Raw genomic sequence first — 24846 nt, forward strand, 5'->3', positions numbered from 1 at the left:
ATCAGCCTCGCGGCTAAACCTCGACGAGTGCTTCGCGCGCTTCGTACGCGCGACGTACCGGACCAAACGAGCGCCGGTGAATCGGGGTTGGCCCCAGGCGATCAAGCGCTTCGAGGTGTACGGGTGTCGGGTAGCCCTTGTGGCCACCAATCCCGTAGCCGGGGTATTGCACCTCAAACGCGGCCATTTCACGATCACGACTGACCTTGGCCAGAATCGATGCTGCAGCAATCGCTGGCACCTTGCTGTCACCTTTGACAACGGCTTCAGCTGGCATTGACAGTTGGGGGCAACGATTACCATCGATCATGGCCAGTTTCGGAGTGATGCTCAATCCTTCGACTGCGCGCTGCATGGCCAGCATGGTGGCATGCAGGATATTCAGCTCATCGATCTCTTCGACTTCCGCCCGGGCAATGCACCAACTCAAGGCTTTTTCGCAAATCTCGTCATACAGCCGTTCACGACGAGCCTCGGTGAGTTTTTTCGAGTCATTCAGGCCGGCAATCGGTCGATTGGGATCAAGAATGACGGCAGCCGTCACCACAGCGCCGCATAAAGGGCCCCGCCCGACTTCATCCACGCCGGCAACCAGGTCTTCGACCAGATTGAAGTCCAAACCGATTTGCATAGTTACTTTACTCATCAGGATTTTGCGATCAGGTCCAGCACTGCATCGGCCGCCTGATTCGAGGCGTCGAGGCGCAATGTTCGATGGATCTCATCAAAGCCCCGGGTTTGCTCCTCGCCACCGTCCAGCAAGGGCAGCAGCGTGTGGGCCAGTGCCTCGGGCGTAGCGGCATCCTGCAGGAGTTCAGGCACCAACAGCCGCTGGGCAAGCAGGTTGGGCAATGACACGTAAGGGCTTTTAACCAGACGCTTGAGAATCCAGTAGGTGAGTGGCGCCAGGCGATAAGCAACCACCATCGGCCGCTTGTACAGCAGCGCCTCAAGGGTCGCGGTTCCGGACGCAATCAGCACCGCATCACAGGCAGCCAAAGCCACATGCGAGCGGCCATCCAGCAAGGTCAGTGGCAAATCACGACCTGCCAGCAGTTGCTCGATCTGCGCACGACGCGCCGCACTGGCACAAGGCAACACAAAACGGACATCCGGCCGGGCGTCACGTATTTTTTGCGCGGCATCGAGAAACAGCCCCCCGAGCTTGCCCACTTCTCCGCCACGACTGCCAGGCATCAGGGCGACCAATGGCCCTGCGGGCAGCCCCAGCTCGGCACGCGCAGCGTCTCTGTCCGCCTCAAGCGGGATCGCATCGGCCAGCGAGTGGCCCACGAAACGTACGGGCACGCCCTTCTCTTCGTAAAACCGGGCCTCGAAGGGGAACAGCGTGAGCATCAAATCGCAGCCTTCGCGAATTTTCAGCACACGCTTCTGACGCCACGCCCACACGGACGGGCTGACGTAGTGCACGGTCTTGATCCCTGCACGACGCAATTGAAGTTCAATATTGAGGGTGAAGTCAGGGGCATCGATCCCGATAAACACATCGGGTTTCTGCTCGATCAGGCTTTTCACCAACTGCTTGCGACGCTTGAGCAGCTCACGTAAACGACCGAGCACCTCAACCAGCCCCATGACCGACAAACGCTCCATCGGGAAGCTGGAGCGCATGCCCTCAGCTTCCATCAACGGGCCGCCTACACCGATAAACTCGATATCCGAATGTCGAGCCTTGAGCGCACGCATCAACCCCGAACCCAGAATGTCGCCTGAAGCTTCTCCAGCCACCAGCGCAATACGCAATCTAGCCATGACTAGCGCGTAATGCCGCGGGTGGAAGACTGAATAGACTCAACGAACGTTGCGACTTCCGGAAATTGCGCGGCGGGCTCGGCCAGTTCGGCAAGTGCCTGGTCGACTGTCAGGCCCTGGCGGTAAACCACTTTATAGGCCCGACGCAGTGCATGAATCGCATCTTCACTGAATCCACGTCGGCGCATGCCTTCGAAGTTCATGCTGCGGGCCTGGGCAGGACTGCCGAACACGGTCACAAACGCCGGAACGTCCTTGCCGATGGCGGTCCCCATGCCCGAAAAGCTGTGGGCTCCGATATGGCAAAACTGATGAACCAGCGTGAAACCGGACAGAATCGCCCAGTCCCCCATATGCACATGGCCCGCCAAGGCAGCGTTGTTAACCAGAATGCAATGGTTGCCAATGACACTGTCATGCCCGATATGGGCATAGGCCATGACCAGATTGTGATCACCCAGTGTCGTTTCGGCACGATCCTGGATCGTCCCGCGATGGATGGTGACACCTTCGCGAATAACGTTGTGATCACCGATCACCAGGCGAGTTTCTTCGCCTTTGTACTTGAGATCAGGTGTGTCCTCGCCTACCGAGGAAAACTGGTAGATGCGATTGTGTTTACCGATCCTGGTCGGGCCTTTGAGAATCACATGCGGCCCAATCACTGTCCCCTCGCCGATTTCCACACCTGCGCCGATGATCGACCAAGGGCCGACCTCGACGTCGTCGGCCAGAATGGCCGTCGGATCGATGATTGCGCGAGGGTCAATCAAACTCATAGTTTGCGTTCCGCACAGATAATTTCTGCCGAGCATACAGGTTTGCCATCAACCGAAGCCTGGCACTCGAATTTCCAGATAGAACGCTTGCAGCTCAGGAACTTGGCTTCAAGGATCAACTGATCACCCGGCAACACGGGCTGACGGAAACGCAATTTGTCGGAACCGACGAAATAATAGAGGGTGCCGTCAGCCGGTTTTACGTCCAGCATCTTGAAACCTAGAATGCCAGCTGCCTGAGCCATTGCCTCAATGATCAGTACGCCAGGCATGATCGGATGCGCCGGGAAGTGACCATTGAAAAAAGGTTCGTTGATGCTGACATTCTTGTAGGCACGAATGCGCTTGTTCTCGACATCCAGATCCACCACTCGGTCCACCAGCAGGAACGGGTAACGGTGGGGCAGATATTCGCGAATCTCGTTGATGTCCATCATTTCGTGGGGAAGCCTGTAATAAAGATTGGGCGCGCGCGACTAAGGCGCGCTCCTCTAGCAAATCAAGGAAGCAAACCAGTGGCTGTGCACTCTTGATATGGAAATTGCATTAGCCTTTTGAAGAAGCTTTAACGTCAGGGGTCACTTCCCAACGTGCTTTTCCAAATGTTTCAACCGCCTTGCGATATCGTCCAGCTGGCGAATACGTGCAGCACTTTTGCGCCACTCGGCTGCCGGCTGCATCGCAGTACCGGAAGAATAAGCACCCGGCTCGGTTATCGAGTGAGTGACCATGGTCATACCGGTCAGGAAAACGTTGTCACAAATTTCGATGTGACCCACCAATCCCACACCCCCGGCCAACATGCAGTGCTTGCCGATTTTGGTACTGCCGGAAATCCCGACACAGGCCGCCATCGCTGTATGGTCACCCACCTGCACGTTATGGGCAATCTGGATCTGATTATCCAGCTTGACGCCATTGCCGATCACCGTATCGGCCAAAGCACCGCGGTCGATGGCGGTATTGACGCCAATTTCGACATCATCACCGATGGTTACACCGCCGATCTGCGCGATCTTTTGCCAGATACCTTTTTCGTTGGCAAAGCCAAAGCCTTCACCGCCGAGCACGGCGCCCGACTGAATCACCACCCGCTTGCCGATGCGAACATCGTGATACAGCGTCACACGCGGAGCCAACCAGCCACCCTCACCAATCTCGCAACGTGCTCCGATAAAGCAGTGGGGGCCAACTGTAACGCCGGCTGCGACTCGAGCACCGCTTTCGATCACCGCAAACGCACCGATGCTCGCCATGGGGTCAACCAGGGCATCAGCAGCAATCACCGCTGTTGGATGCACGCCAGCTGCAGCTTTGGGCTTGGGATCGAACAAATGGGAAATGCGCGCATAAGCCAGATAGGGATCAGGCACCACCAGTGCATCACCGACATATTCTTCAGCATCGGCCGGTTTGAGCAATACAGCCCCGGCATGACAGTCAACGAGGAATTTTCGGTATTGAGGGTTCGCCAGAAAGCTCAACTGAGCTGGGCCAGCCTCTTGTAAAGTGGCTAGCCCAGTGATTTCTCTCTCCGCAGAGCCACGTAACGTGGCTCCCAGGAACTCGGCCAATTGGCCGAGTTTAATAGTCGCAGTCATAATTACTTCAGCTGATTCATGCGCTCGATAACCTGGCGAGTGATGTCGTACTGAGGTTTGACATCAATCACAGCACCACGCTCGAACACCAGGTCAAAGGCGCCTTTCTTGATGACTGCTTCAACAGCGCTGTCCAGTTTCGGCTTCAGCTGTTTCAGCATTTCACGGTCAGCAACGGCTTTGGCTTCGTTCAGTTCCTTGGACTGGAACTGGAAGTCGCGGGCCTTTTGCTTGAATTCAAGCTCCAGACGCTCGCGCTCGCCCTGCTGCATTTTATCGCCACCCTTGACCAGACGGTCCTGAATGCCTTTTGCACTGCTTTCCAGGCTTTTCAGCTTGGTCAGCTGTGGACCGAATTTCTTCTCGGCATCCACTGCGTAGCGCTTGGCTGCATCAGATTCAAGCAGCGCCATTTGATAGTTCAGCACTGCAATTTTCATCTCGGCGAAAGCCGGAGTCGCTACCAAAACCGTAGCCAGGAGAACCAATTGAGTCAACTTACGCACGATGCACTCCTAAAAAATCCGTTGTCTGTATCTTAAGTCAGGCTTTTAGAAAGTCTGGCCGAGGGAGAATTGGAACACTTGGGTATCAGCATCGTCCGGTTTCTTGACCGGCATGGCCAGGCTAAAACTCAACGGGCCAAGCGCAGTCACCCATGTCACGCCAACACCGACAGAGCTGGCCATATTGCTGAAGCTGATATCGCAATCTTTGGTTTCACCCTTGCAGTTGGTGTCGAACACGTTACCCACATCCCAGAACACGGAAGTACGCAGGGAACGCTGGTCTTTCACGAACGGCATCGGGAACAGGACTTCAACACCACCCTGGATCTGCACGTTACCACCAAATGGCAGCGGGTCTTGATCAGGGTCAGCAACGGTACCCGGGAACTTGCCCGAACTTGGCGTGCTGCGCGGACCCAGGGAGCTGTCCTTGAAGCCACGAACCGAGTTGAAACCACCGGCATAATAGTTCTCGTAGAACGGCAGGCCCGAGGTCGAACCGTAACCATCACCATAGCCCAGTTCTGTGTGCAGACGCATGGTGTAGGTGTCGGTCAACGGCTGGAACAGCTGTGCACGGTAATCCAGTTTGTAGAACTGCAGGTCACTGCCCGGGATCGTCGTCTCAAGCACCAGGCTTTGCGAGCTGCCACGGGTCGGCAATACGCCTTTGTTCAGCGTTGACTCGGACCAGCCGACCGACGCTTTGAAGTTCAGGTACTTGTCGCCTTCCTGGTTCACGAAATCGAAAATCTCGTCAACGGTGTAGGTTCCGGTCTTGATTTCGTCCTGCTGCACGGTCAGGCCGTAAGTCAGGCGCGAGGTATCACTGATCGGGTAGCCCATGCTGATGCCGGCACCCAGGCTGTCAACCGCATAGCTTGCCACGTCGACATCGAGGTCATCGTAGTCAGTGGTACGGTAGAACGCGTTATAACCCAGGCTCACACCATCGGCTGTCCAGTACGGGTCAACGTAGCTGAAGTTGTAGCGGCTCTGGTATTCACTGCGGGTCAAGCCGAGGCTGACCTTGTTACCCGTTCCCAGGAAGTTGTTCTGGGTAATCGAACCACCCAGGATAAGACCGGCGCTCTGGGCGAAACCGACGCTTGCGGTGATCGAACCCGACGCCTGCTCTTCAACAGCGTAGTTAACGTCAACCTGATCGTCAGTGCCCGGTACTGCTGGCGTTTCTACGTTGACTTCCTTGAAGAAGCCCAGACGCTCAAGGCGTACCTTGGACTGGTCAATCAGGTAAGTCGACGCCCAGCCACCTTCCATCTGGCGCATTTCGCGACGCAGCACTTCGTCTTCCGACTTGGTGTTGCCGCGATAGTTGATGCGGTTTACGTAAGCGCGCTTGCCCGGATCGACCACAAACGTGATGGCCACGGTGTGATCTTCAGGGTTTGGCTGAGGAACACCGTTGACGTTGGCGAAGGTATAGCCTTCGTTGCCCAGGCGGCGGGTAATCAATTCAGAGGTGGTGGTCATCAGCTTGCGCGAGAACACTTGACCTGGCTGAACCAGCAATAGCGATTTGATCTGGTCTTCCGGAACCTTGAGGTCACCGCTCAGCTTCACTTCGCCGACATTGAATTTTTCGCCTTCGTTCACGTTCACCGTGATGTAGACGTTTTTCTTGTCAGGGGTGATCGATACCTGGGTCGAGGCGATATCCATGTTGATATAGCCGCGGTCAAGGTAATAGGAGCGCAGACGCTCAAGGTCACCCGACAGTTTTTCACGCGCATACTTGTCATCGTTCTTGAAGAACGACAACCAGTTGGTGGTTTTCAGCTCGAACAGGTCGACCAGGTCGTCTTCAGGAAAGACCGTGTTGCCCACCACATTGATGTGCTGGATGGCGGCCACGGTGCCTTCGTTGATATTCACCTTCAACGCAACGCGGTTGCGAGGCTCGGATACCACTTCGGTATCGACCGTCGCCGAGTAGCGGCCCTGGGCAACATACTGGCGTTGCAGTTCGTTGCGCACGCCCTCCAGGGTCGCGCGCTGGAAGATTTCACCTTCGGCCAGGCCTGACTGTTTCAGACCTTTCATCAGGTCATCAGTAGAGATTGCCTTGTTACCGTCAATGGTGATGCTGGAGACGGAAGGACGCTCGACAACCGTAATGACGAGCACATCGCCATCACGACCCAGTTGGATATCCTGAAAGAACCCGGTTTTGAACAACGCTCGAGTGGACTCCACCAAACGGCGGTCATCCGCTACCTCACCCACGTTCAGCGGTAACGCACCAAACACGCTGCCGGCGGAAACCCGCTGGAGCCCGTTGACACGGATATCAGAGATAGTGAAGGACTCGGCGTGAACTTCGGCGATCATCAGTACGGCGAGAACCGCAGTTAGCAGCAGACGTTTCATGAAGTCCTTTCTTATTCCAACTGGCAATAAACAAACTGCCGCAAAATGCGGCAGATTCGCAATTCAGCGAAGCGTCTACAGACGACCCAGATCGTTGACCAGGGCAAGTAACATCACCCCGACCACCAAACTGATACCAATCTGCATTCCCCAACCCTGTACCCGGTCCGACAAGGGGCGACCACGCACCCACTCAATCAGATAAAACAACAAATGTCCCCCATCCAGTACTGGTATGGGCAACAAGTTCAGAACCCCCAGGCTTATGCTCAGATAAGCCAGAAAATTCAGGAAATCCGCAACACCCGACTGGGCAGAAGCGCCCGCCACTTTAGCAATGGTTATCGGTCCACTCAAGTTTTTTACCGAGAGCTCGCCGAACAACATTTTCTTGAGTGAATCGAGGGTCAGCACACTCATCGTCCAAGTGCGTCTGGCCCCTTCGCCGATTGCGGCAATCGGGCCAAAACTCACCTCGCGAACCATCGCTGGTGGCCAGTCGACACCTTTGACGCCGGCGCCCAAATAGCCCGTTGCTGCCTTGCCCTCACCCCGAACAGCCAGCGTGACAGGAATATCGACAACCGCACCCTCGCGCTCGACGCGCAGTACAACACGCGCGCCGGGCCGCACACGAACCCAGTCCACAACCTGCTGCCAGTCTCCGATCGGCTGATCGTTCATTGCCAACAGCTTGTCACCCGACTTGAGCCCGGCAGCCTGAGCCGGACCCTTTGAATCGAACTCTGCCAGAACGGCAGGCAGCTCCGGCCGCCAAGGACGAATCCCCAGGGAAGTGATCGGGTCCGGCTCATCGGCGCCTTTCAGCCAGTCTTTCAATACCAACTGATGCGCGGCCTCGGAGCTCGAGCCCGGCTCACGTACCAACACCTGGATAGAACCCGTTTCACCCAGACGGCGAACCAGTTGCAGGTTGACGCCTGACCAGCCCGTCGTCGCCTCACCATCAATGGCAACGATCTCCTGCCCTGCAACCAGCCCCGCTTGCGCTGCCAGGCTACCGCTTTCGACTGCACCGATGACAGGCCGCACCTGCTGGCTGCCCATCATTGCCAGCACCCAGAAAAACACCATCGCCAGCATGAAGTTGGCAATAGGTCCCGCCGCGACAATAGCAATGCGCTGACCAACCGTTTTGCGGTTGAACGATTGATCGAGCTGGTGGGCCGGCACCTCACCTTCACGCTCATCCAGCATTTTTACGTAGCCGCCCAACGGAATGGCAGCGATTACAAACTCGGTGCCCTTACGATCATGCCAGCGCAGCAAAGGTGTGCCAAAGCCCACGGAGAAGCGCAGAACCTTGACGCCGCAACGGCGCGCCACCCAAAAGTGGCCGAATTCATGAAAAGTGACCAGCACACCCAATGCGACCAGGGTGCCAACAATCATATAGAGCGCACTCATCTACTTTCTCCGCGGTCCTGTCCGGTTTCGGCAAGCATCACTTATCAGCCGTTACGACTCAACCACTGTTCAGCCAGGATTCTGGCCCGGGCATCAGCGGCAAACACCGCCTCCAGCTCATCGACCGCAATCACAGGCTCGGCATTGAGGACATCTTCAATCACACAAGCGATCTGTGGATAACGGATACGACCTTCGAGAAAAGCGGCCACGGCCACTTCATTGGCCGCATTCAGCATCGCCGGAGCACTGTTACCTGCCATGGCGGCCTCACGAGCCAAGCGCAAGCACGGAAAGCGCTGCTCATCAGGGCGTTGAAAGTCCAGACGGGCAACAGCAAACAGATCCAGTGGCGCGACACCCGACTCAATACGCTCAGGCCAGGCCAGGGCATTTGAGATCGGCGTCCGCATATCCGGATTTCCGAGCTGGGCCAGCACCGAGCCATCGATATAATCGACCAGAGAGTGAATCACGCTTTGCGGATGAATGACCACTTCAACCTGATCCGGCCGGGCATCGAACAGCCAGCAGGCTTCAATCATCTCCAGCCCTTTGTTCATCATGCTGGCCGAGTCTACGGATATCTTGCGCCCCATCGACCAGTTGGGATGAGCGCACGCCTGGTCCGGCGTAACGTTTTCAAGCTCTGCCAGCGGGGTTTCGCGAAAAGGTCCGCCCGAAGCCGTCAACAAAATTCGACGAACACCCACCGGCGCCAGGCCGCGGGCGAAATCCTGCGGCAAGCACTGGAAGATCGCGTTGTGTTCACTGTCAATGGGCAGCAGAACCGAGCCGCTGCGACGAACGGCCTGCATAAACAGAGCCCCCGTCATCACCAGCGCTTCTTTATTGGCCAGCAGGATTTTCTTGCCGGCATTCACCGCGGCCAGCGTTGGCCGCAGACCTGCCGCACCGACGATGGCCGCCATGACCGCGTCGACTTCAGAGGCTGACGCAATCTGGCACAAGCCCTCCTCGCCCACCAGTACTTCGGTGCTGAGGCCGGCAGCGCGCAGGTCCGCCTGCAACTGGCGCGCAGCACGCTCATCCGGCACTACCGCGACCCGCGGCCTGTGCAGCACGCACAGTGCCAGCAACTCAGCGATGCGGCTGTAACCACTCAAACCAAACACCTGATAGCGGTCAGGGTGACGCGCTATCACATCCAGAGTGCTCAGGCCTATCGAGCCCGTAGCCCCCAGAACGGTGATCTGCTGTGGACGACTCATGATGCTGCCATCCACAGCAACACAGCAAATACGGGAATCGCTGCAGTCAAACTGTCGATGCGATCCAGCACTCCGCCATGCCCGGGCAGCAAGTTACTGCTGTCTTTGATACCGGACTGGCGCTTGAACATGCTTTCCGTGAGGTCGCCCACTACCGAAATCAACACGACAACGGCAGCCCCCACCAGCGCTGCGAACATTTCAGAAGCACTCCAGCCACGCACCACACCAACGACAGCGGTGATCAGCAGGCTTAGCAGCAACCCGCCAAACACACCTTCCCAGCTCTTGCCGGGACTGACTTTTGGCGCGAGCTTGCGCTTGCCAAATTTGCGACCTGAAAAATAAGCACCGATATCTGCGCCCCACACCAGAACCATCACGGCCATGATCAGCCAGTTACCCAAAGGCATGGCCTTGATCAATACCAGGCCTTGCCAGGCCGGCAGCAGGATCAACAAGCCAATCACCAGCTTGGTTGCAGTATTTGACCAGTGTACGGCCGACTGCGGAAAGGTCAGCACCAGAAAGGTAGCGACCGCCCACCAGACGACGGCAGCGCCCAACACCCAGGGCGCCAGACCAGGCACCAGATGCATGACAAACAGCGCCAAGGCCACCAGCGCCGCAAAAAGCACACGGGCCGGCTGAGCATCAAAACCCGCCAGACGCGCCCATTCCCAGGCACCAAGGGTAACGACCAGGCCGATAAACAGCGCAAAGCCTCCACCCTCAAGCAGGAAGAAACCGCATAAGGCAATTGGCAGCAATATAAGTGCCGTGATGATTCTTTGTTTAAGCATTAAACCCGGGCTCCAGCCTCAACCTGCTCGCTCGTTTTACCGAAACGGCGCTGGCGAGAAGCGAAATCAGCCAATGCATTACGCATGGCTTCGTGTTTGAAGTCCGGCCAGAACAGGTCGGAGAAGTACAATTCGGAGTAGGCTAGCTGCCACAGCAAGAAATTGCTGATGCGATGCTCGCCACCTGTGCGAATACACAGATCAGGTAAAGGCAGGTCACCCGTCACCAGACAGGTTTGCAGCAGATCAGGCGTGATGTCTTCAGGCTGCAAGTGTCCAGCCTGTACCTCTCGCGCCAGCCGCTGGGCCGCCTGGGCTATGTCCCACTGACCGCCATAATTAGCGGCGATCTGTAGCACGAAACGACCAGGCCCGGCCGTCATGGCCTCCGCGTCGCGCATCGCCTTTTGCAAGTCGGGATGAAAGCGCGAGCGGTCACCAATGATCCGCAGGCTGATGTTGTTGTCGTCGAGACGCTTGGTCTCACGACGCAAGGCCACGAAGAACAAATCCATCAAGGCACTGACTTCGGCCTCGGGACGCTGCCAGTTCTCACTGGAAAACGCGAACAAGGTGAGCACCTCGACCTTGGCCTTGGCGCACACTTCAATCACGGCACGAACCGCATCCACACCCGCCTTATGCCCTGCAACACCTGGCATAAAGCGTTTTTTCGCCCAGCGATTATTACCGTCCATGATGATCGCGACGTGGCGCGGTACCGATGTTGGCTCAGCCTGCTTGGTCTTTTCCATAAAACGCCCTGACCCTTATACGGCCATCAGGTCCGCTTCTTTCTGCTTGGTGGCAACTTCGATTTCAGCCACAGCCTTGTCGGTCAGCTTCTGGACATCATCAGCCGCACGACGCTCTTCGTCTTCGCTGATTTCCTTTTCTTTGACCAGGTCTTTCAACTGGCTCAATGCGTCGCGACGGATGTTGCGTACGGCAATCCGGCAGTCTTCTGCAGCGTCACGTGCCTGCTTGGCGAACACCTTGCGGGTTTCTTCAGTCAGGGCCGGCATGGAGATCAGCAGCAATTCGCCCAGGTTGGTCGGATTGAGGTTCAGGCCGGCGCTCTGGATGGCCTTGTCGACTGCCGCGAGCATGTTGCGCTCGAACGCCACAACCTGCAGCGTGCGGGAGTCCTTGACGGTCACGTTGGCAACCTGGCTGATCGGGGTATCGGCGCCGTAGTAAGGCACCATCACGCTTCCCAGAATGCTCGGGTGAGCCTTGCCGGTACGAATCTGGCCAAATGCATGGGCCAGAGATTCCAGCGACTTCTTCATGCGCTCTTGAGCGTCTTTCTTGATTTCGTTGATCATTGTTGACCTTCCTCGATCAGAGTGCCTTCAGCGCCGCCATGGACAATATTAAGCAGGGCGCCCGGCTTGTTCATATTAAATACACGCAGTGGCATTTTATGGTCACGGCACAAGCAAATAGCCGTCAGGTCCATTACGCCCAGTTTGCGATCCAGTACTTCATCGTAAGTCAGATGATCGAACTTCTCGGCATGCGGGTCTTTGAATGGATCAGCGGTATATACGCCGTCTACCTTGGTCGCCTTAAGCACCACATCAGCATCGATTTCAATGGCGCGCAAGCAGGCGGCAGAATCCGTAGTGAAGAATGGATTGCCAGTGCCTGCCGCGAAGATCACCACGTCCTTGGCATTCAAGTGACGCATGGCCTTGCGACGATCGTAATGATCGGTCACACCCACCATGGAAATCGCCGACATAACGATGGCAGAGATATTCGCACGTTCCAGCGCGTCGCGCATGGCCAGGGCGTTCATCACGGTTGCCAGCATCCCCATGTGGTCGCCGGTGACACGATCCATCCCGGCCGCGCTCAACGCTGCGCCACGGAACAGGTTGCCCCCGCCGATCACCAACCCTACCTGAACGCCGATACCGACCAACTGGCCGACTTCCAGCGCCATGCGGTCAAGGACCTTCGGGTCGATCCCGAACTCTTCAGAGCCCATCAGGGCTTCGCCGCTTAGCTTGAGTAGAATGCGTTTATAGCGAGCTTGATAACCACTGCCCTGCTGAGCCATTGCGAATCTCTCCTGCCGCGTTTTATAAATAATCTGTGCGAGGTCATTTTCAACCGCGCCTACTCTAGCTGGCACTGCACAGCAGCACCATCGGAACACGATTTTGCCATCCGGTTCCGCGGGAAAGGTAAAAGCCCCTCCCATTTGAAAAGAGGCTGCGCGCGTGAGCGGGCAGCCTCTTCGGGTCGACAGTTGTAAACCGTCTTACTTCTGGCTTGCAGCCACTTGAGCAGCAACTTCTGCAGCGAAGTCATCAACTGGCTTCTCGATGCCGTCGCCTACTTTGAAGTAGGTGAAGGAAACGATTTCAGCGCCGGCTTTCTTGGCCAGTTCGCCGACTTTAACTTCCGGATTCTTAACGAAAGCTTGCTCAACCAGGCTGGCTTCGGCGAGGAACTTGCTGATACGACCAGCAACCATTTTCTCTACGATTTCAGCAGGCTTGCCTTTGATCTTGTCTTCGTTGAGGCTGATGAACACGGCTTTTTCGCGTTCGATAGCTTCAGCGGAAACTTCGCTAGGCAGCAGGAACTCTGGGTTGCTTGCCGCTACGTGCATGGCGATGTCTTTGGCCAGCTCGGCGTCACCGCCTTTCAGCGAAACAACAACACCGATTTTGTTGCCGTGCAGGTAAGCGTTTACAACGTCACCTTCAACACGCACCAGACGGCGAATGTTCACGTTCTCGCCAACTTTGGCAACCAGCGCTTCACGAGCAGGCTCTTGAGCGGCGATCAGCGGAGCTGCGTCGGTCAGTTTGTCTGCGAACGCTTTTTCAACGCTGTCGTTTACGAAGTTTTTGAAGTCATCTTGCAGAGCCAGGAAGTCGGTTTGCGAGTTGACTTCAAGGATGACGGCAGCTTTGCCATCTTCCGAAACCTTAACTGCGATAGCGCCTTCAGCAGCAACGTTGCCTGCTTTTTTGGCAGCCTTGATGGCGCCCGAAGCACGCATGTCATCAATGGCTTTTTCGATGTCGCCGCCAGCCTTGGTCAAGGCTTTCTTGCAATCCATCATGCCTTCGCCGGTACGCTCACGCAGTTCTTTAACCAACGCTGCAGTAATCTCTGCCATTTCAAAATTCCTCTTGGATAGGTTTTCAACCATTCCACCCGAGCGAACGGGCGTTCAATTCGTGTGAAGCCCACCTCGATTGCACCTGCAAACCGCGACTGGATACAGCAACAGCAAGTACAGGGCCAACAAATGGATTTCGAGGTGGCAAAAAGGGGGCCAAGCCCCCTTTTTGCGTACTGAGTAAACGCTAGGCGTTAATTACTCAGCCTTCAACTACCGCTGCAGCTGGAGCTTCTTCGACGAAAACGTCGGTGCCGCCAGCAACATGGTTACGGCCTTTGATCACAGCATCAGCCATCGCACCCATGTACAGCTGGATAGCGCGGATTGCGTCATCGTTACCCGGGATGATGTAGTCAACACCTTCTGGGCTGCTGTTGGTATCGACAACGCCGATTACCGGGATGCCCAACTTGTTAGCTTCGGTGATCGCGATACGCTCGTGGTCAACGTCGATAACGAACAGAGCGTCTGGCAGACCGCCCATGTCCTTAATACCACCCAGGCTACGATCCAGCTTTTCCAGGTCGCGAGTGCGCATCAGCGCCTCTTTCTTGGTCAGCTTGGCGAAAGTACCGTCTTCTGCCTGCACTTCAAGGTCACGCAGACGCTTGATGGAAGCACGGATGGTTTTGAAGTTGGTGAGCATGCCGCCCAACCAGCGGTGATCCACGTACGGCGAACCGCAACGTGCTGCTTCTTCAGCAACGATCTTGCCAGCCGAACGCTTGGTGCCGACGAACAGGATCTTGTTTTTGCCCTGGGCCAGGCGCTCTACGAAAGTCAGAGCTTCGTTGAACATTGGCAGGGTTTTTTCAAGGTTGATGATGTGGATCTTGTTACGCGCGCCAAAGATGTATTTACCCATCTTCGGGTTCCAGTAACGGGTTTGGTGACCGAAGTGCACACCGGCCTTCAGCATATCGCGCATGTTGACTTGGGACATGATAGTTCCTTAATAAGTCGGGTTAGGCCTCCACGTATCCCAATGACCAACCAGCAGCTTCGAGCTGAAGGCACCCAGGTCATCGTGTCGACACGTGTGTGGGTTTGAGCTCAGCGGGCTATACCCGGAAAGCGGCGCATTTTATACCACAAGATGCGCTAAAAACGAAACACAGATTCTGTGTTTATTCCACGCCCTTTTGCGCAAGGCTTGGAATAGGGCCAGAATGCCCCATTCTATTAAGAGAAGCGATGGCGAGAGGCTCATGATTCAGGCCGACCGTCTGTTAGAATCGCATTTTTATGGCGGTGCGCAGGCCAGAGCCTTGCCTCGCACCCGCAACCCTGATGATGAGCGCTACCGCGCGAAGAGAGCCCGAATGACCGTCACCCTCAAAACGCCCGAGGACATCGCAAAAATGCGTATCGCCGGCAAACTGGCCGCCGAAGTCCTGGAAATGATCGCCGAACACGTCAAGCCTGGCGTTACCACCGAGGCACTGGACCGCATCTGCCACGACTACATCGTCAATGTGCAGCAGGCCATTCCTGCGCCGCTCAACTACAAAGGTTTCCCCAAGTCGATCTGCACGTCGATCAACCACGTGGTTTGCCACGGCATCCCGTGTGACAAGCCGCTGCGCGACGGCGACACGCTGAACATCGATGTCACGGTCATCAAGGATGGCTACCACGGTGACACCAGCCGCATGTTCCATGTGGGCACAGTACCGGTATGGGCCGAGCGCCTGTCGAAAGTGACCCAGGAATGCATGTACAAGGCCATCGAACTGGTCAAGCCAGGCTGCCGCCTGGGCGATATCGGCGAAGTGATCCAGAAGCACGCCGAAAAGAACGGTTTCTCGGTGGTTCGCGAGTTCTGTGGACACGGCATCGGCAAGGTCTTCCATGAAGAGCCGCAGATCCTGCACTACGGCCGCGCGGGCACCGGTATGGAGCTGAAAGCCGGCATGACCTTCACCATCGAGCCGATGATCAATCAGGGCAAGGCCGACACCAAGGTACTGGGCGATGGCTGGACCGCCATTACCAAGGACCGCAAACTGTCCGCCCAGTGGGAGCACACCCTGTTGGTGACCGAGACCGGCTACGAGATCTTCACCCTGCGCAGCGACGACACCATCCCGCGCATGTCGGCCTGATCCGTCTATAGATATTTTCTATAAATAAAGCAATCGCCCCAAGGAAAGCCAATCGATGCCGCAGGTGGATCCCGAACTTTTTGACCGCGGCCAGTTCCAGGCCGAACTGGCATTGAAGGCAAGCCCCATTGCCGCTTTCAAAAAGGTGATCCGCCAGGCGCGCGAGGTGCTCGACGAGCGCTTTCGCGCTGGCCGCGATATTCGTCGCCTGATTGAAGACCGTGCCTGGTTTGTCGACAACATCCTGCAACAGGCGTGGGACCAGTTCAGCTGGTGCAACCAGGCCGATATCGCGCTGGTTGCTGTCGGCGGCTATGGTCGGGGCGAACTGCACCCTTACTCCGATATCGACCTGCTGATCCTGCTGGACAAGGCCGATCACGAACTATTCCGCGACTCCATCGAACGCTTTCTGACGCTGCTCTGGGACATTGGCCTGGAAGTGGGTCAAAGCGTGCGCTCGGTGGATGAATGCGCCGAACAAGCCCGCGCCGACCTGACCATCATCACCAACCTGATGGAAAGCCGTACAGTTGCCGGCCCGGAGCGTTTGCGCCAACGCATGCTGGACGTCACCAGCACGGTACATATGTGGCCCAGCAAGGACTTCTTCCTGGCCAAGCGCGCCGAGCAAAAGGCCCGCCACCACAAGTACAACGACACTGAGTACAACCTCGAACCCAACGTCAAGGGTTCGCCCGGTGGTTTGCGCGACATCCAGACCATCTTGTGGGTAGCCCGTCGCCAGTACGGTACGCTGAATCTGCGCGCGCTGGCGGGCGAAGGCTTCCTGGTCGAAAGCGAACACGCCCTCCTCGCGTCCTCGCAAGAGTTCCTGTGGAAGGTCCGCTACGCCCTGCACATGCTTGCCGGTCGCGCTGAAGATCGCCTGCTGTTTGACCATCAACGCAGCATTGCCGAATTGCTCGGCTTTACCGGCGAAGACACCAAACAGACCATCGAAAACTTCATGCAGCAGTACTACAGGGTGGTCATGAGCATTGCGCAACTCAGCGACCTGATTATCCAGCACTTCGAAGAAGTCATTCTGGCGCCGGAAGACGAAGCGCCGCCCGTACCACTGAATTCGCGCTTTCAGCTGCACGATGGCTATATCGAGGCCACCAGCGACCATGTGTTCAAGCGCACCCCGTTTGCCATGCTCGAGATATTCCTGCTGATGGCCCAGCACCCCGAAATCAAGGGCGTGCGCGCCGACACCATTCGCTCGCTACGTGAACATCGCTACCTGATCGACGACGACTTCCGTAACGACATTCGCAATACCAGCCTGTTTATCGAGCTGTTCAAATGCAAGATCGGTATTCATCGCAACCTGCGCAGAATGAACCGTTACGGCATCCTTGGCCGCTACCTGCCTGAATTCGGCTTTATCGTCGGGCAAATGCAGCACGACCTGTTTCATATTTATACCGTCGATGCGCACACACTTAACCTGATCAAGCACCTGCGTAAGCTGCAATACACCCAAACATCCGAGAAATTCCCGCTGGCCACCAAGCTGATGGCCAAGCTGCCAAAACCCGAGCTGATCTATCTCGCCGGGCTGTACCACGACATCGGCAAGGGGCGCCACGGCGACCACTCCGAGATTGGCGCAATCGATGCCGAAGCCTTCTGCATTCGCCATCAACTGCCGCAGTGGGATACCCGGCTGATTGTCTGGCTGGTGCAAAATCACCTGCTCATGTCGACGACGGCCCAGCGCAAGGATCTGTCCGACCCGCAAGTCATCCATGACTTCGCCCAGACGGTGGTCGATGAGACCCATCTCGACTATCTATATGTGCTGACAGTCGCCGATATCAATGCCACCAACCCGACCCTGTGGAACTCCTGGCGTGCCAGCCTGTTGCGCCAGCTCTACACCGAGACCAAGCGCGCTCTGCGCCGCGGCCTGGAAAACCCGGTGGATCGCGAAGAGCAAATCCGCCAGACGCAAAGTGCCGCGCTGGATATTCTGGTGCGCGGCGGCAATGACCCGGATGACGTTGAACAGCTCTGGTCCCAACTGGGTGACGACTACTTCCTGCGTCATACCGCGGGCGACGTGGCCTGGCACACGGATGCCATCTTGCAGCAACCTGTGGATGGCGGGCCGCTGGTGTTGATCAAGGAGACCACCCAACGCGAATTCGAGGGCGGCACTCAGATCTTCATTTATGCGCCTGACCAACACGACTTTTTCGCCGTTACCGTGGCCGCCATGGACCAGCTCAACCTGAACATTCATGATGCCCGCATCATCACGTCCAGCAGCCAGTTCACCCTCGATACCTACATCGTGCTCGACAACGACGGCGATTCGATCGGCAATAACCCTGTGCGCATCGAGAAGATCCGCAAAGGCCTGACCGAAGCCCTGCGCAATCCGGACGATTACCCGAACATCATCCAGCGCCGGGTACCACGCCAGCTCAAGCACTTTGCCTTCGCCCCCCAAGTGACGATTCACAACGATGCCCAGCGCCCGGTCACGGTCCTCGAGCTCAGCGCCCCTGACCGCCCGGGCCTGCTGGCGCGCATCGGAATGATTTTCCTGGAGTTCGATCTGTCGCTGCAAAATGCCAAGATCGCAACACTGGGCGAGCGCGTAGAAGACGTATTCTTCATTACCGACGCAAACAACCAGCCGCTGTCTGACCCTCAACTGTGCATGCGCTTGCAGGAAGCCATCGTCGAGCATCTGACAGTCCACCAAGACTCAACCACCGAACCCTGGCGCCTGAGCATCTAACCGCCGCCGAGTGAGACCCGCACCCGATGAATAACGCTCTAAACCAGCTACAGCCTTATCCGTTCGAAAAACTGCGCGCCCTGCTTGGCAGCGTACAACCCAACGCCGGCAAGCGTCCGATTGCGCTGTCGATCGGCGAACCCAAGCACCGCTCCCCGGCGTTCGTGGCCAAGGCACTGGCCGACAACCTCGACCAGATGGCGGTCTACCCGACCACTCTTGGCATTGCAGGCTTGCGCGAAGCCATTGCCGGCTGGGCCGAACGCCGCTTTGACGTACCCAAGGGCTGGCTGGACCCGGCACGCTCGATTTTGCCGGTCAACGGTACCCGTGAAGCCCTGTTCGCCTTCACCCAAACCGTAGTCAATCGAGGCGAGGACGCGCTGGTCATCAGCCCGAACCCGTTTTATCAGATCTACGAAGGTGCGGCCTTCCTTGCCGGGGCCAAGCCGCATTACTTGCCATGCCTGGCAGAACACGGCTTCAACCCGGACTTCGATGCGGTTTCGGCCGAGACCTGGAAGCGCTGCCAGATCCTGTTCCTCTGCTCACCTGGCAACCCGACAGGCGCCCTGATCCCGCTCGACACCCTGAAAAAACTGATCGCACTGGCTGACGAACACGACTTCGTGATTGCCGCCGACGAATGCTACAGCGAGCTGTATTTCGATGAGCAAACGCCGCCGGTCGGCCTGCTGAGCGCCTGCGTTGCCCTGGGTCGCCAGGACTTCAAGCGCTGCGTGGTGTTCCACAGCCTGTCCAAGCGTTCAAACCTGCCAGGACTGCGTTCCGGTTTCGTGGCGGGTGATGCCGAGATCCTCAAGGCCTTCCTGCTGTACCGCACCTATCACGGTTGCGCCATGCCGGTTCAAACCCAACTGGCCAGCATTGCCGCCTGGAACGACGAAGCGCACGTACGTGAAAACCGCGACCTGTACCGCGAGAAGTTCGATGCAGTGCTGGCGATTCTGGCGCCGGTCCTCGACGTTCAACGCCCGGATGGCGGGTTTTATCTGTGGCCAAGGGTTGAAGGGGATGACGCTGCCTTCTGTCGCGACCTGTTTGTTGAAGAGCACGTCACCGTGGTGCCGGGTTCCTACCTGTCCCGTGAGGTCGACGGCTTCAACCCAGGGGCCGGACGCGTGCGCATGGCCCTGGTAGCACCCTTGGCAGAATGCGTTGAAGCCGCGGAACGGATTCGCGACTTCATTCAGCGTCGCCGCTAAACGCCGCCTCAGTCGGCAACCGCTGCCGCAAGGTCGCTGCGCTCCCAGCGCAGCCTTCGGCAGCGGCTACAAAAGCACCACAAACCCGCTCGACCGCTGCTACTTGCTCGCCCCGAGGTTTGCCTCGCTCAAATCCAGATCGCGCAGAATCTCGCTCAGCACTTCATCGCCGATCTCGTGATGCCGGCGCAGGCTGTACAGCTCCAGTCGCTGGGCCCGCAGAGCCTTTAGGCGCAGGCGGTTTTCCAGGTGGTTCATCTGCGACGCCAGTGCTTGAGCTTCGGCCGAACCGTTGAAAACATCCAGCTGATGCCGGTATTCGGACATGATCCGCGCCTTCATCTCTGCCGCCAATGCCGATTGCGCTGCATCCTGGGCAACTTGCGGCTCGGTCACGTCTTCAACTTCCAATGCATGGATCGCAGCCTCGGCCGTTCGCCGCCAGGCTTCGCGGACCTCGTTGCGCATGGCATCGTCCGGGCTCTTTATAATGCCGCGCAACAGCAACGGCAGCGCAATACAGGCCGATACCAGCGACAACAGAATCACACCGGCGGCAATGAAGATCAGCAAATCCCGCTCCGGAAAATCCACGCCCTTGCTGATCAGCAACGGCACCGACATCACACCGGCCAGAGTCACTGCCCCGCGTACTCCGCCAACCGTCAACAACCAGCAGGAGCGCGCGGTCGGCACCATCGTCAGCGCACCCTTGCCGCGCCAGCGGCGCAGCAGCCCGGACAGCCTCCAGATGCTTTGCACCCAGATAAAACGCAGCGCCAGCAACACCAGGAAGATCGCCACCACATCCAGGCAGCGATACATCAAGGTGGGCCACAACGTAGTTTCATGACTGACCACCGCTTTGATGATGTTTGGCAGCTGTAAGCCCAACAGCAAGAAAATAAGACCGTTGAAAGCAAACTCCAACAATCCCCATACACTGCGGTTAAGCAAACGGGTACTGGTCTGGCGGGGCAACAGATCAAGCCAGCTCTGCATCATGCCCGCCGCCACCGCAGACAAAATGCCCGATGCGCCCAGGCGCTCTGCCAGTACATAAGCGGCGAATGGCAACAGCAACATGAACACCACATGGGTGGCCGGGTCATCCCAGCCGCGGCCAATCATCCAGGCACGCATGCGCCCCACCAGCCAGCTCAGCGCCACCCCGATCGCCAGCCCGCCGCATGCCACCAGTACAAACGTCAGGCTGGCGTTGGCCAAGGAGAAGACTCCGGTCACCGCGGCCACCAGCGCGAACTTGAAGGTCACCAGACCCGACGCGTCGTTCATCAAGGCTTCGCCCTGAAGCATATGCATCAACGGGGCCGGCAGGCGATTTTGCGAAATGGCCGACACGGCCACGGCATCGGTCGGTGATAGAACCGCAGCCAGTGCGAACGCCACCGGCAGAGGGATGGACGGCAAGAGCCAATGAATGAAGTAGCCGGCCCCCACCACGGTAAACAGCACCAGCCCTACCGCCAGGGTCAAAATCGGCCCGCGCAAGCGCCAAAACTCTCGCTTAGGCATGCGCCAGCCATCCGAAAACAGCAGCGGCGGCAAGAACAGAAACAGGAACAGCTCGGGGTCCAGTGCAACGTGCAGACCCAGGGTCGGCCAGGCCAGCAGTGCGCCAGCTGCAATCTGTACCAAAGGCAAAGGCAAAGGAATCAAGCGCCCTAACAAACGTGAGACGCCCACCAGCATCAGCATGATAAGGACGGTATAAGCGGTTTGCATATCAGCGGGATTCCTGAACAATCAACTTTAAAATAAACATAAGCAGTTACAGTTTTTCATGGACTGCATAATAACCGTTAACCGCATAAGTCGACCCTGAACAAAGGTAGCAGTGCGACGACATGTCACAAGAGCATGCCAAGCTTGCAGCCAGCCACGCCCTGACGCGCTGCTCATGGCATAATCCGCGATCGACTGTTCAACGCATATCCAAAGGAGGGGCAATTCAGTGACCGATTCGAGCAAGACGTTGCACCTTTTCGGCATCAAAGCCTGCGACACCATGAAAAAAGCTCGCACCTGGCTCGATGAACATGCAGTGCGCCATGATTTCCATGACTACAAGACCAGTGGCATTGATCGCGATCATCTGACCCAATGGTGCAATGAGCACGGTTGGCAAGTGGTGCTCAATCGGGCCGGAACAACCTTTCGCAAACTCGATGACGAACGCAAAGCCGATCTCGACCAGGCGAAAGCCATTGAACTGATGCTCGCCCAATCCTCGATGATCAAGCGCCCCGTGCTGGATCTCGGTGACAAAACCCTGATTGGCTTCAAGCCAGATCTTTATGCGGCGGCCCTTCTTTAAGCCCGAGAGCTGAAGCCCGCCCATTTATTTTTGTAAGAGGTAATTGCATGTCTACTACCCTGTTCAGCGCAGCCTTCGGTGTCGGCACCCAGAACCGTCAAGGTGCATGGCTGGAAGTGTTTTACGCCCAACCGTTGATCAACCCGTCGGCCGAGCTGATCGAAGCCATTGCGCCGATCCTGGGCTACACCGGCGGCAATCAGGCAATCACCTTCACCACCGCGCAAGCGGCACAAATGGCTGAAATCGCAAAAGCCTTTGACGCCACTCAAGCTGCGCTGCTGACGCGTCTTGCCGAAAGCCACAAGCCGCTGGTCGCCACGTTGCTGGCTGAAGATGCCGCCCTGACCTCGACACCCGAGGCTTACCTCAAGCTGCACCTGCTGTCCCATCGCCTGGTCAAGCCTCATGGCCTGAGCCTTGCCGGTGTATTCCCGCTGCTGCCGAACGTGGCCTGGACCAGCCAGGGCGCCATCGACCTGGGCGAACTGGCCGAGCGTCAACTCGAAGCCCGCCTGCGTGGCGAACTGCTGGAAGTGTTCTCGGTCGACAAGTTTCCGAAAATGACCGACTACGTGGTTCCGGCCGGTGTACGCATCGCTGACAGCGCACGTATCCGCCTGGGCGCCTACATCGGCGAAGGCACCACCGTCATGCACGAAGGTTTCGTCAACTTCAACGCCGGCACCGAAGGTCCGGGCATGATCGAAGGCCGCGTATCGGCAGGTGTATTCGTCGGCAAGGGTTCCGACCTGGGCGGCGGTTGTTCGACCATGGGCACCCTGTCGGGCGGCGGCAACATCGTGATCAAGGTCGGCGAAGGCTGCCTGATCGGCGCCAACGCCGGCATTGGCATCCCGCTGGGCGATCGCAATACCGTTGAGTCCGGCCTGTATGTAACGGCCGGTACCAAAGTGGCCCTGCTGGACGAAAACAACCAGTTGGTCAAAGTTGTCAAAGCCCGTGATCTGGCCGGACAACCCGACCTGCTGTTCCGTCGCAACTCGGAAACCGGCGCTGTGGAATGCAAAACCCACAAGTCGGCCATCGAGTTGAACGAAGCACTGCACGCTCACAACTAAGCGTTTATCTGCCACTGACGGGGCCAGCTTCTGGTCCCGTCATCAGAGCCCGGACCCCATGCTTCTGCCTTCTCCCTGGCGCGCTGACTTCCCTGCCATCGCTGCCTTGCAACGTCAGGACCAGACTTATCTGGACAACGCTGCAACCACGCAAAAACCCCAAGCCCTGCTCGACGCACTGACGCACTACTACGCCAGTGGCGCCGCCAATGTGCACCGGGCCCAACATTTGCCGGGCGCCCATGCGACCCAGGCATTTGAAAACACCCGCCATAAAGTGAAGCACTGGATCAATGCCGGCGACAGCGGGCAGATTATCTTCACCCACGGTGCCACCTCGGCACTGAACCTTCTGGCCTATGGGCTGGAACACCAATTCAATGCGGGCGACGAGATTGTCATCAGCGCCCTCGAACACCACGCCAACCTCCTGCCGTGGCAACAGCTGGCCCTGCGTAAAGGCTTGGCTCTGGTGGTGCTGCCCCTGGATGCCGACGGCGTGATCGATCTCGACGCGGCGGCACGCCTGATCACCCCGCGCACCCGCTTGCTGGCCGTCAGTCAGCTGTCCAACGTCCTCGGCGTATGGCAGCCACTACCTGCCCTGCTGGCCCTGGCCAAGGCGCAGAACGCGCTGACGGTCGTCGACGGTGCCCAGGGCATCGTGCACGGGCGCCATGACGTACAGGCGCTAGGGTGCGACTTTTACGTGTTCTCCAGTCACAAGCTGTATGGCCCCGATGGTCTGGGCGTGCTGTTTGGCCGCCATCAGGCCCTGGCGGATCTGCAACACTGGCAATTCGGCGGTGAAATGGTGCAGGACGCCGATTACCACCACGCAACCTTCCGCCCTGCTCCGCTGGGCTTCGAAGCCGGCACCCCACCGATCGCCAGCGTCATCGGACTGGGAGCGACTCTCAGTTATCTGGCGACCCTTGATCAGGCCGCAATTGAAGCTCACGAAGCCGCCCTGCACGGGTATCTCGTCGACGGATTAAAACAACGCCAGGGCGTTCGCCTGCTGGGCTCGCCACAGCTGGCACTGGTCAGCTTTGTGGTTGAGGGCGTGCATAACGCCGATCTGGCGCACCTGCTGACCGAACAAGGGATTGCCGTACGCGCCGGGCACCACTGCGCAATGCCACTGCTCAAAGGTTTTGGCCTCGCAGGCGCGATCCGCGTATCGCTGGCGCTGTACAACGATTCTGAAGATCTGGAGCGTTTCTTCGATGCGCTTGATCAGGCACTGGAGTTGCTGCAATGACCTTGCCCCGGGAAGCCCAGGCCGCACTCGAAAGCTTTGAACACTGCGCTGGTTGGGAGCAACGTGCCCGGCTGCTGATGCAATGGGGACAACGCCTGCCCGAGTTGAGCGACGCCGACAAAACCGAAGCCACTCGCGTGCAGGGGTGTGAGAGTCAGGTGTGGTTGGTGGGTGAGCTAAAGGATGGTCACTGGCTATTCGCTGCCAGCAGCGACGCGCGATTGATCCGGGGCTTGATCGCATTGCTGCTGGCACGGGTCAATGGCTTGAGCACCGAACAACTGCAGCAGGTCGACGTGCCCGACTGGTTCAACCAGCTGGGCCTCAGCCGTCAACTTTCACCCTCGCGCAGCAACGGGCTGAATGCCGTGCTGCAGCGGATGCGGGAATTGGCGCTCGCCTAGCGCCT

Annotated in this window: 22 protein-coding genes and 1 pseudogene; 7 read left to right on the forward strand and 16 right to left on the reverse strand. The window is 57.7% G+C overall.

The genetic code is table 11. The features are described 5' to 3' along the window. Positions 1–13: 13 nt before the first annotated feature. The 15 genes and pseudogenes from rnhB to rpsB all read right to left on the reverse strand — a co-directional run bounded on the left by rnhB (position 14) and on the right by rpsB (position 14607). Positions 14–631, reverse strand: a complete 618-nt coding sequence (gene rnhB, locus AWM69_RS04860; RefSeq protein WP_218726014.1) for a ribonuclease HII — start codon at positions 629–631, stop codon at positions 14–16. 14 nt (positions 632–645) lie between these two features. After that, positions 646–1773 carry a lipid-A-disaccharide synthase gene (gene lpxB / locus AWM69_RS04865; protein WP_131652650.1) on the reverse strand — a complete coding sequence of 376 codons (1128 nt, stop codon included), beginning with the start codon at positions 1771–1773 and terminating at the stop codon, positions 646–648. 2 nt (positions 1774–1775) lie between these two features. Then, on the reverse strand, positions 1776–2552 hold the full coding sequence (gene lpxA / locus AWM69_RS04870) for an acyl-ACP--UDP-N-acetylglucosamine O-acyltransferase (protein WP_131652649.1): 777 nt from the start codon (positions 2550–2552) through the stop codon (positions 1776–1778). Then, positions 2549–2989 (reverse strand): 3-hydroxyacyl-ACP dehydratase FabZ, encoded by a 441-nt coding sequence (gene fabZ, locus AWM69_RS04875; RefSeq protein ID WP_019411583.1) that lies wholly within the window; start codon positions 2987–2989, stop codon positions 2549–2551. The genes lpxA and fabZ overlap by 4 nt, the downstream gene beginning before the upstream one ends. A gap of 109 nt (positions 2990–3098) precedes the next feature. Next, positions 3099–4153 (reverse strand): annotated as a pseudogene (gene lpxD, locus AWM69_RS04880) (UDP-3-O-(3-hydroxymyristoyl)glucosamine N-acyltransferase). Between the two features lie 2 nt (positions 4154–4155). Then, positions 4156–4659, reverse strand: coding sequence for an OmpH family outer membrane protein (locus tag AWM69_RS04885; RefSeq protein WP_048378879.1), 504 nt, complete (start codon positions 4657–4659; stop codon positions 4156–4158). Positions 4660–4704: 45 nt separating this feature from the next. Then, positions 4705–7053, reverse strand: a complete 2349-nt coding sequence (gene bamA / locus AWM69_RS04890; protein WP_131652647.1) for an outer membrane protein assembly factor BamA — start codon at positions 7051–7053, stop codon at positions 4705–4707. 75 nt (positions 7054–7128) lie between these two features. Next, positions 7129–8481: an RIP metalloprotease RseP gene (gene rseP, locus AWM69_RS04895; RefSeq protein ID WP_131652646.1), complete on the reverse strand. Its 1353-nt coding sequence runs from the start codon at positions 8479–8481 to the stop codon at positions 7129–7131. A 44-nt stretch (positions 8482–8525) separates the two neighbouring features. Next, positions 8526–9713: a 1-deoxy-D-xylulose-5-phosphate reductoisomerase gene (ispC, locus tag AWM69_RS04900; RefSeq protein ID WP_218725889.1), complete on the reverse strand. Its 1188-nt coding sequence runs from the start codon at positions 9711–9713 to the stop codon at positions 8526–8528. Continuing rightward, positions 9710–10516: a phosphatidate cytidylyltransferase gene (locus tag AWM69_RS04905; protein WP_131652644.1), complete on the reverse strand. Its 807-nt coding sequence runs from the start codon at positions 10514–10516 to the stop codon at positions 9710–9712. The genes ispC and AWM69_RS04905 overlap by 4 nt, the downstream gene beginning before the upstream one ends. Further along, the gene (gene uppS, locus AWM69_RS04910; RefSeq protein ID WP_131652643.1) at positions 10516–11271 is read right to left on the reverse strand and encodes a polyprenyl diphosphate synthase; all 756 of its coding nucleotides are present in this window, start codon (positions 11269–11271) and stop codon (positions 10516–10518) included. Before uppS ends, AWM69_RS04905 begins: the two co-directional genes overlap by 1 nt. 15 nt (positions 11272–11286) lie before the next feature. After that, positions 11287–11844 (reverse strand): ribosome recycling factor, encoded by a 558-nt coding sequence (gene frr, locus AWM69_RS04915; protein WP_048378868.1) that lies wholly within the window; start codon positions 11842–11844, stop codon positions 11287–11289. Beyond that, positions 11841–12584 carry a UMP kinase gene (gene pyrH / locus AWM69_RS04920; protein ID WP_003440426.1) on the reverse strand — a complete coding sequence of 248 codons (744 nt, stop codon included), beginning with the start codon at positions 12582–12584 and terminating at the stop codon, positions 11841–11843. Before pyrH ends, frr begins: the two co-directional genes overlap by 4 nt. Before the next feature lie 204 nt (positions 12585–12788). Next, on the reverse strand, positions 12789–13658 hold the full coding sequence (gene tsf, locus AWM69_RS04925) for a translation elongation factor Ts (protein ID WP_131652642.1): 870 nt from the start codon (positions 13656–13658) through the stop codon (positions 12789–12791). A 205-nt stretch (positions 13659–13863) separates the two neighbouring features. Continuing rightward, positions 13864–14607, reverse strand: a complete 744-nt coding sequence (gene rpsB / locus AWM69_RS04930) for a 30S ribosomal protein S2 (RefSeq protein ID WP_048378864.1) — start codon at positions 14605–14607, stop codon at positions 13864–13866. Between the two features lie 265 nt (positions 14608–14872). Between rpsB and map the strand changes: the two genes are divergently transcribed. From map to dapC, 3 genes are read left to right on the forward strand one after another with little or no spacing between them, the layout of a single operon-like run. Then, a complete protein-coding gene (map, locus tag AWM69_RS04935; protein ID WP_256930177.1) occupies positions 14873–15769 on the forward strand; it encodes a type I methionyl aminopeptidase in 897 nt (298 codons plus the stop codon). A 55-nt stretch (positions 15770–15824) separates the two neighbouring features. Further along, positions 15825–18527, forward strand: coding sequence for a [protein-PII] uridylyltransferase (locus AWM69_RS04940; RefSeq protein WP_131652640.1), 2703 nt, complete (start codon positions 15825–15827; stop codon positions 18525–18527). A 26-nt stretch (positions 18528–18553) separates the two neighbouring features. Continuing rightward, positions 18554–19753 carry a succinyldiaminopimelate transaminase gene (gene dapC, locus AWM69_RS04945; RefSeq protein ID WP_131652639.1) on the forward strand — a complete coding sequence of 400 codons (1200 nt, stop codon included), beginning with the start codon at positions 18554–18556 and terminating at the stop codon, positions 19751–19753. A gap of 99 nt (positions 19754–19852) precedes the next feature. Here dapC and AWM69_RS04950 read toward each other — a convergent pair whose 3' ends face one another. Next, positions 19853–21499, reverse strand: a complete 1647-nt coding sequence (locus AWM69_RS04950) for a Na+/H+ antiporter (RefSeq protein ID WP_218725890.1) — start codon at positions 21497–21499, stop codon at positions 19853–19855. 283 nt (positions 21500–21782) lie between these two features. On the opposite strand from AWM69_RS04950, the gene AWM69_RS04955 reads away from it, so the two are divergent. Genes AWM69_RS04955 through AWM69_RS04970 form a run of 4 tightly spaced genes read left to right on the forward strand, consistent with a single transcriptional unit; the run spans position 21783 to position 24841 of the window. Further along, the gene (locus tag AWM69_RS04955; RefSeq protein ID WP_256930203.1) at positions 21783–22091 is read left to right on the forward strand and encodes an arsenate reductase; all 309 of its coding nucleotides are present in this window, start codon (positions 21783–21785) and stop codon (positions 22089–22091) included. 47 nt (positions 22092–22138) lie between these two features. Continuing rightward, positions 22139–23173 carry a 2,3,4,5-tetrahydropyridine-2,6-dicarboxylate N-succinyltransferase gene (gene dapD, locus AWM69_RS04960; protein ID WP_048378854.1) on the forward strand — a complete coding sequence of 345 codons (1035 nt, stop codon included), beginning with the start codon at positions 22139–22141 and terminating at the stop codon, positions 23171–23173. 58 nt (positions 23174–23231) lie between these two features. Then, positions 23232–24437 carry an aminotransferase class V-fold PLP-dependent enzyme gene (locus AWM69_RS04965; protein ID WP_131652637.1) on the forward strand — a complete coding sequence of 402 codons (1206 nt, stop codon included), beginning with the start codon at positions 23232–23234 and terminating at the stop codon, positions 24435–24437. Further along, positions 24434–24841 (forward strand): SufE family protein, encoded by a 408-nt coding sequence (locus AWM69_RS04970; RefSeq protein ID WP_218725892.1) that lies wholly within the window; start codon positions 24434–24436, stop codon positions 24839–24841. Before AWM69_RS04965 ends, AWM69_RS04970 begins: the two co-directional genes overlap by 4 nt. Positions 24842–24846: the final 5 nt, after the last annotated feature.

Source organism: Pseudomonas sp. D1HM, assembly GCF_019266105.1.
Lineage (GTDB): Bacteria > Pseudomonadota > Gammaproteobacteria > Pseudomonadales > Pseudomonadaceae > Aquipseudomonas > Aquipseudomonas taetrolens.

Coding starts and splice junctions, on each gene's coding strand:
- map (WP_256930177.1), top strand. CDS start 14,873: ATGATTCAGGCCGACCGTCTGTTAGAATCGCATTTTTATGGCGGTGCG.
- AWM69_RS04940 (WP_131652640.1), top strand. CDS start 15,825: ATGCCGCAGGTGGATCCCGAACTTTTTGACCGCGGCCAGTTCCAGGCC.
- pyrH (WP_003440426.1), bottom strand. CDS start 12,584: ATGGCTCAGCAGGGCAGTGGTTATCAAGCTCGCTATAAACGCATTCTA.
- uppS (WP_131652643.1), bottom strand. CDS start 11,271: ATGGAAAAGACCAAGCAGGCTGAGCCAACATCGGTACCGCGCCACGTC.
- ispC (WP_218725889.1), bottom strand. CDS start 9,713: ATGAGTCGTCCACAGCAGATCACCGTTCTGGGGGCTACGGGCTCGATA.
- AWM69_RS04950 (WP_218725890.1), bottom strand. CDS start 21,499: ATGCAAACCGCTTATACCGTCCTTATCATGCTGATGCTGGTGGGCGTC.
- rnhB (WP_218726014.1), bottom strand. CDS start 631: ATGCAAATCGGTTTGGACTTCAATCTGGTCGAAGACCTGGTTGCCGGC.
- fabZ (WP_019411583.1), bottom strand. CDS start 2,989: ATGATGGACATCAACGAGATTCGCGAATATCTGCCCCACCGTTACCCG.
- AWM69_RS04955 (WP_256930203.1), top strand. CDS start 21,783: ATGAAAAAAGCTCGCACCTGGCTCGATGAACATGCAGTGCGCCATGAT.
- tsf (WP_131652642.1), bottom strand. CDS start 13,658: ATGGCAGAGATTACTGCAGCGTTGGTTAAAGAACTGCGTGAGCGTACC.
- frr (WP_048378868.1), bottom strand. CDS start 11,844: ATGATCAACGAAATCAAGAAAGACGCTCAAGAGCGCATGAAGAAGTCG.
- AWM69_RS04965 (WP_131652637.1), top strand. CDS start 23,232: ATGCTTCTGCCTTCTCCCTGGCGCGCTGACTTCCCTGCCATCGCTGCC.
- AWM69_RS04970 (WP_218725892.1), top strand. CDS start 24,434: ATGACCTTGCCCCGGGAAGCCCAGGCCGCACTCGAAAGCTTTGAACAC.
- dapD (WP_048378854.1), top strand. CDS start 22,139: ATGTCTACTACCCTGTTCAGCGCAGCCTTCGGTGTCGGCACCCAGAAC.
- AWM69_RS04905 (WP_131652644.1), bottom strand. CDS start 10,516: ATGCTTAAACAAAGAATCATCACGGCACTTATATTGCTGCCAATTGCC.
- dapC (WP_131652639.1), top strand. CDS start 18,554: ATGAATAACGCTCTAAACCAGCTACAGCCTTATCCGTTCGAAAAACTG.
- bamA (WP_131652647.1), bottom strand. CDS start 7,053: ATGAAACGTCTGCTGCTAACTGCGGTTCTCGCCGTACTGATGATCGCC.
- rseP (WP_131652646.1), bottom strand. CDS start 8,481: ATGAGTGCGCTCTATATGATTGTTGGCACCCTGGTCGCATTGGGTGTG.
- lpxB (WP_131652650.1), bottom strand. CDS start 1,773: ATGGCTAGATTGCGTATTGCGCTGGTGGCTGGAGAAGCTTCAGGCGAC.
- rpsB (WP_048378864.1), bottom strand. CDS start 14,607: ATGTCCCAAGTCAACATGCGCGATATGCTGAAGGCCGGTGTGCACTTC.
- lpxA (WP_131652649.1), bottom strand. CDS start 2,552: ATGAGTTTGATTGACCCTCGCGCAATCATCGATCCGACGGCCATTCTG.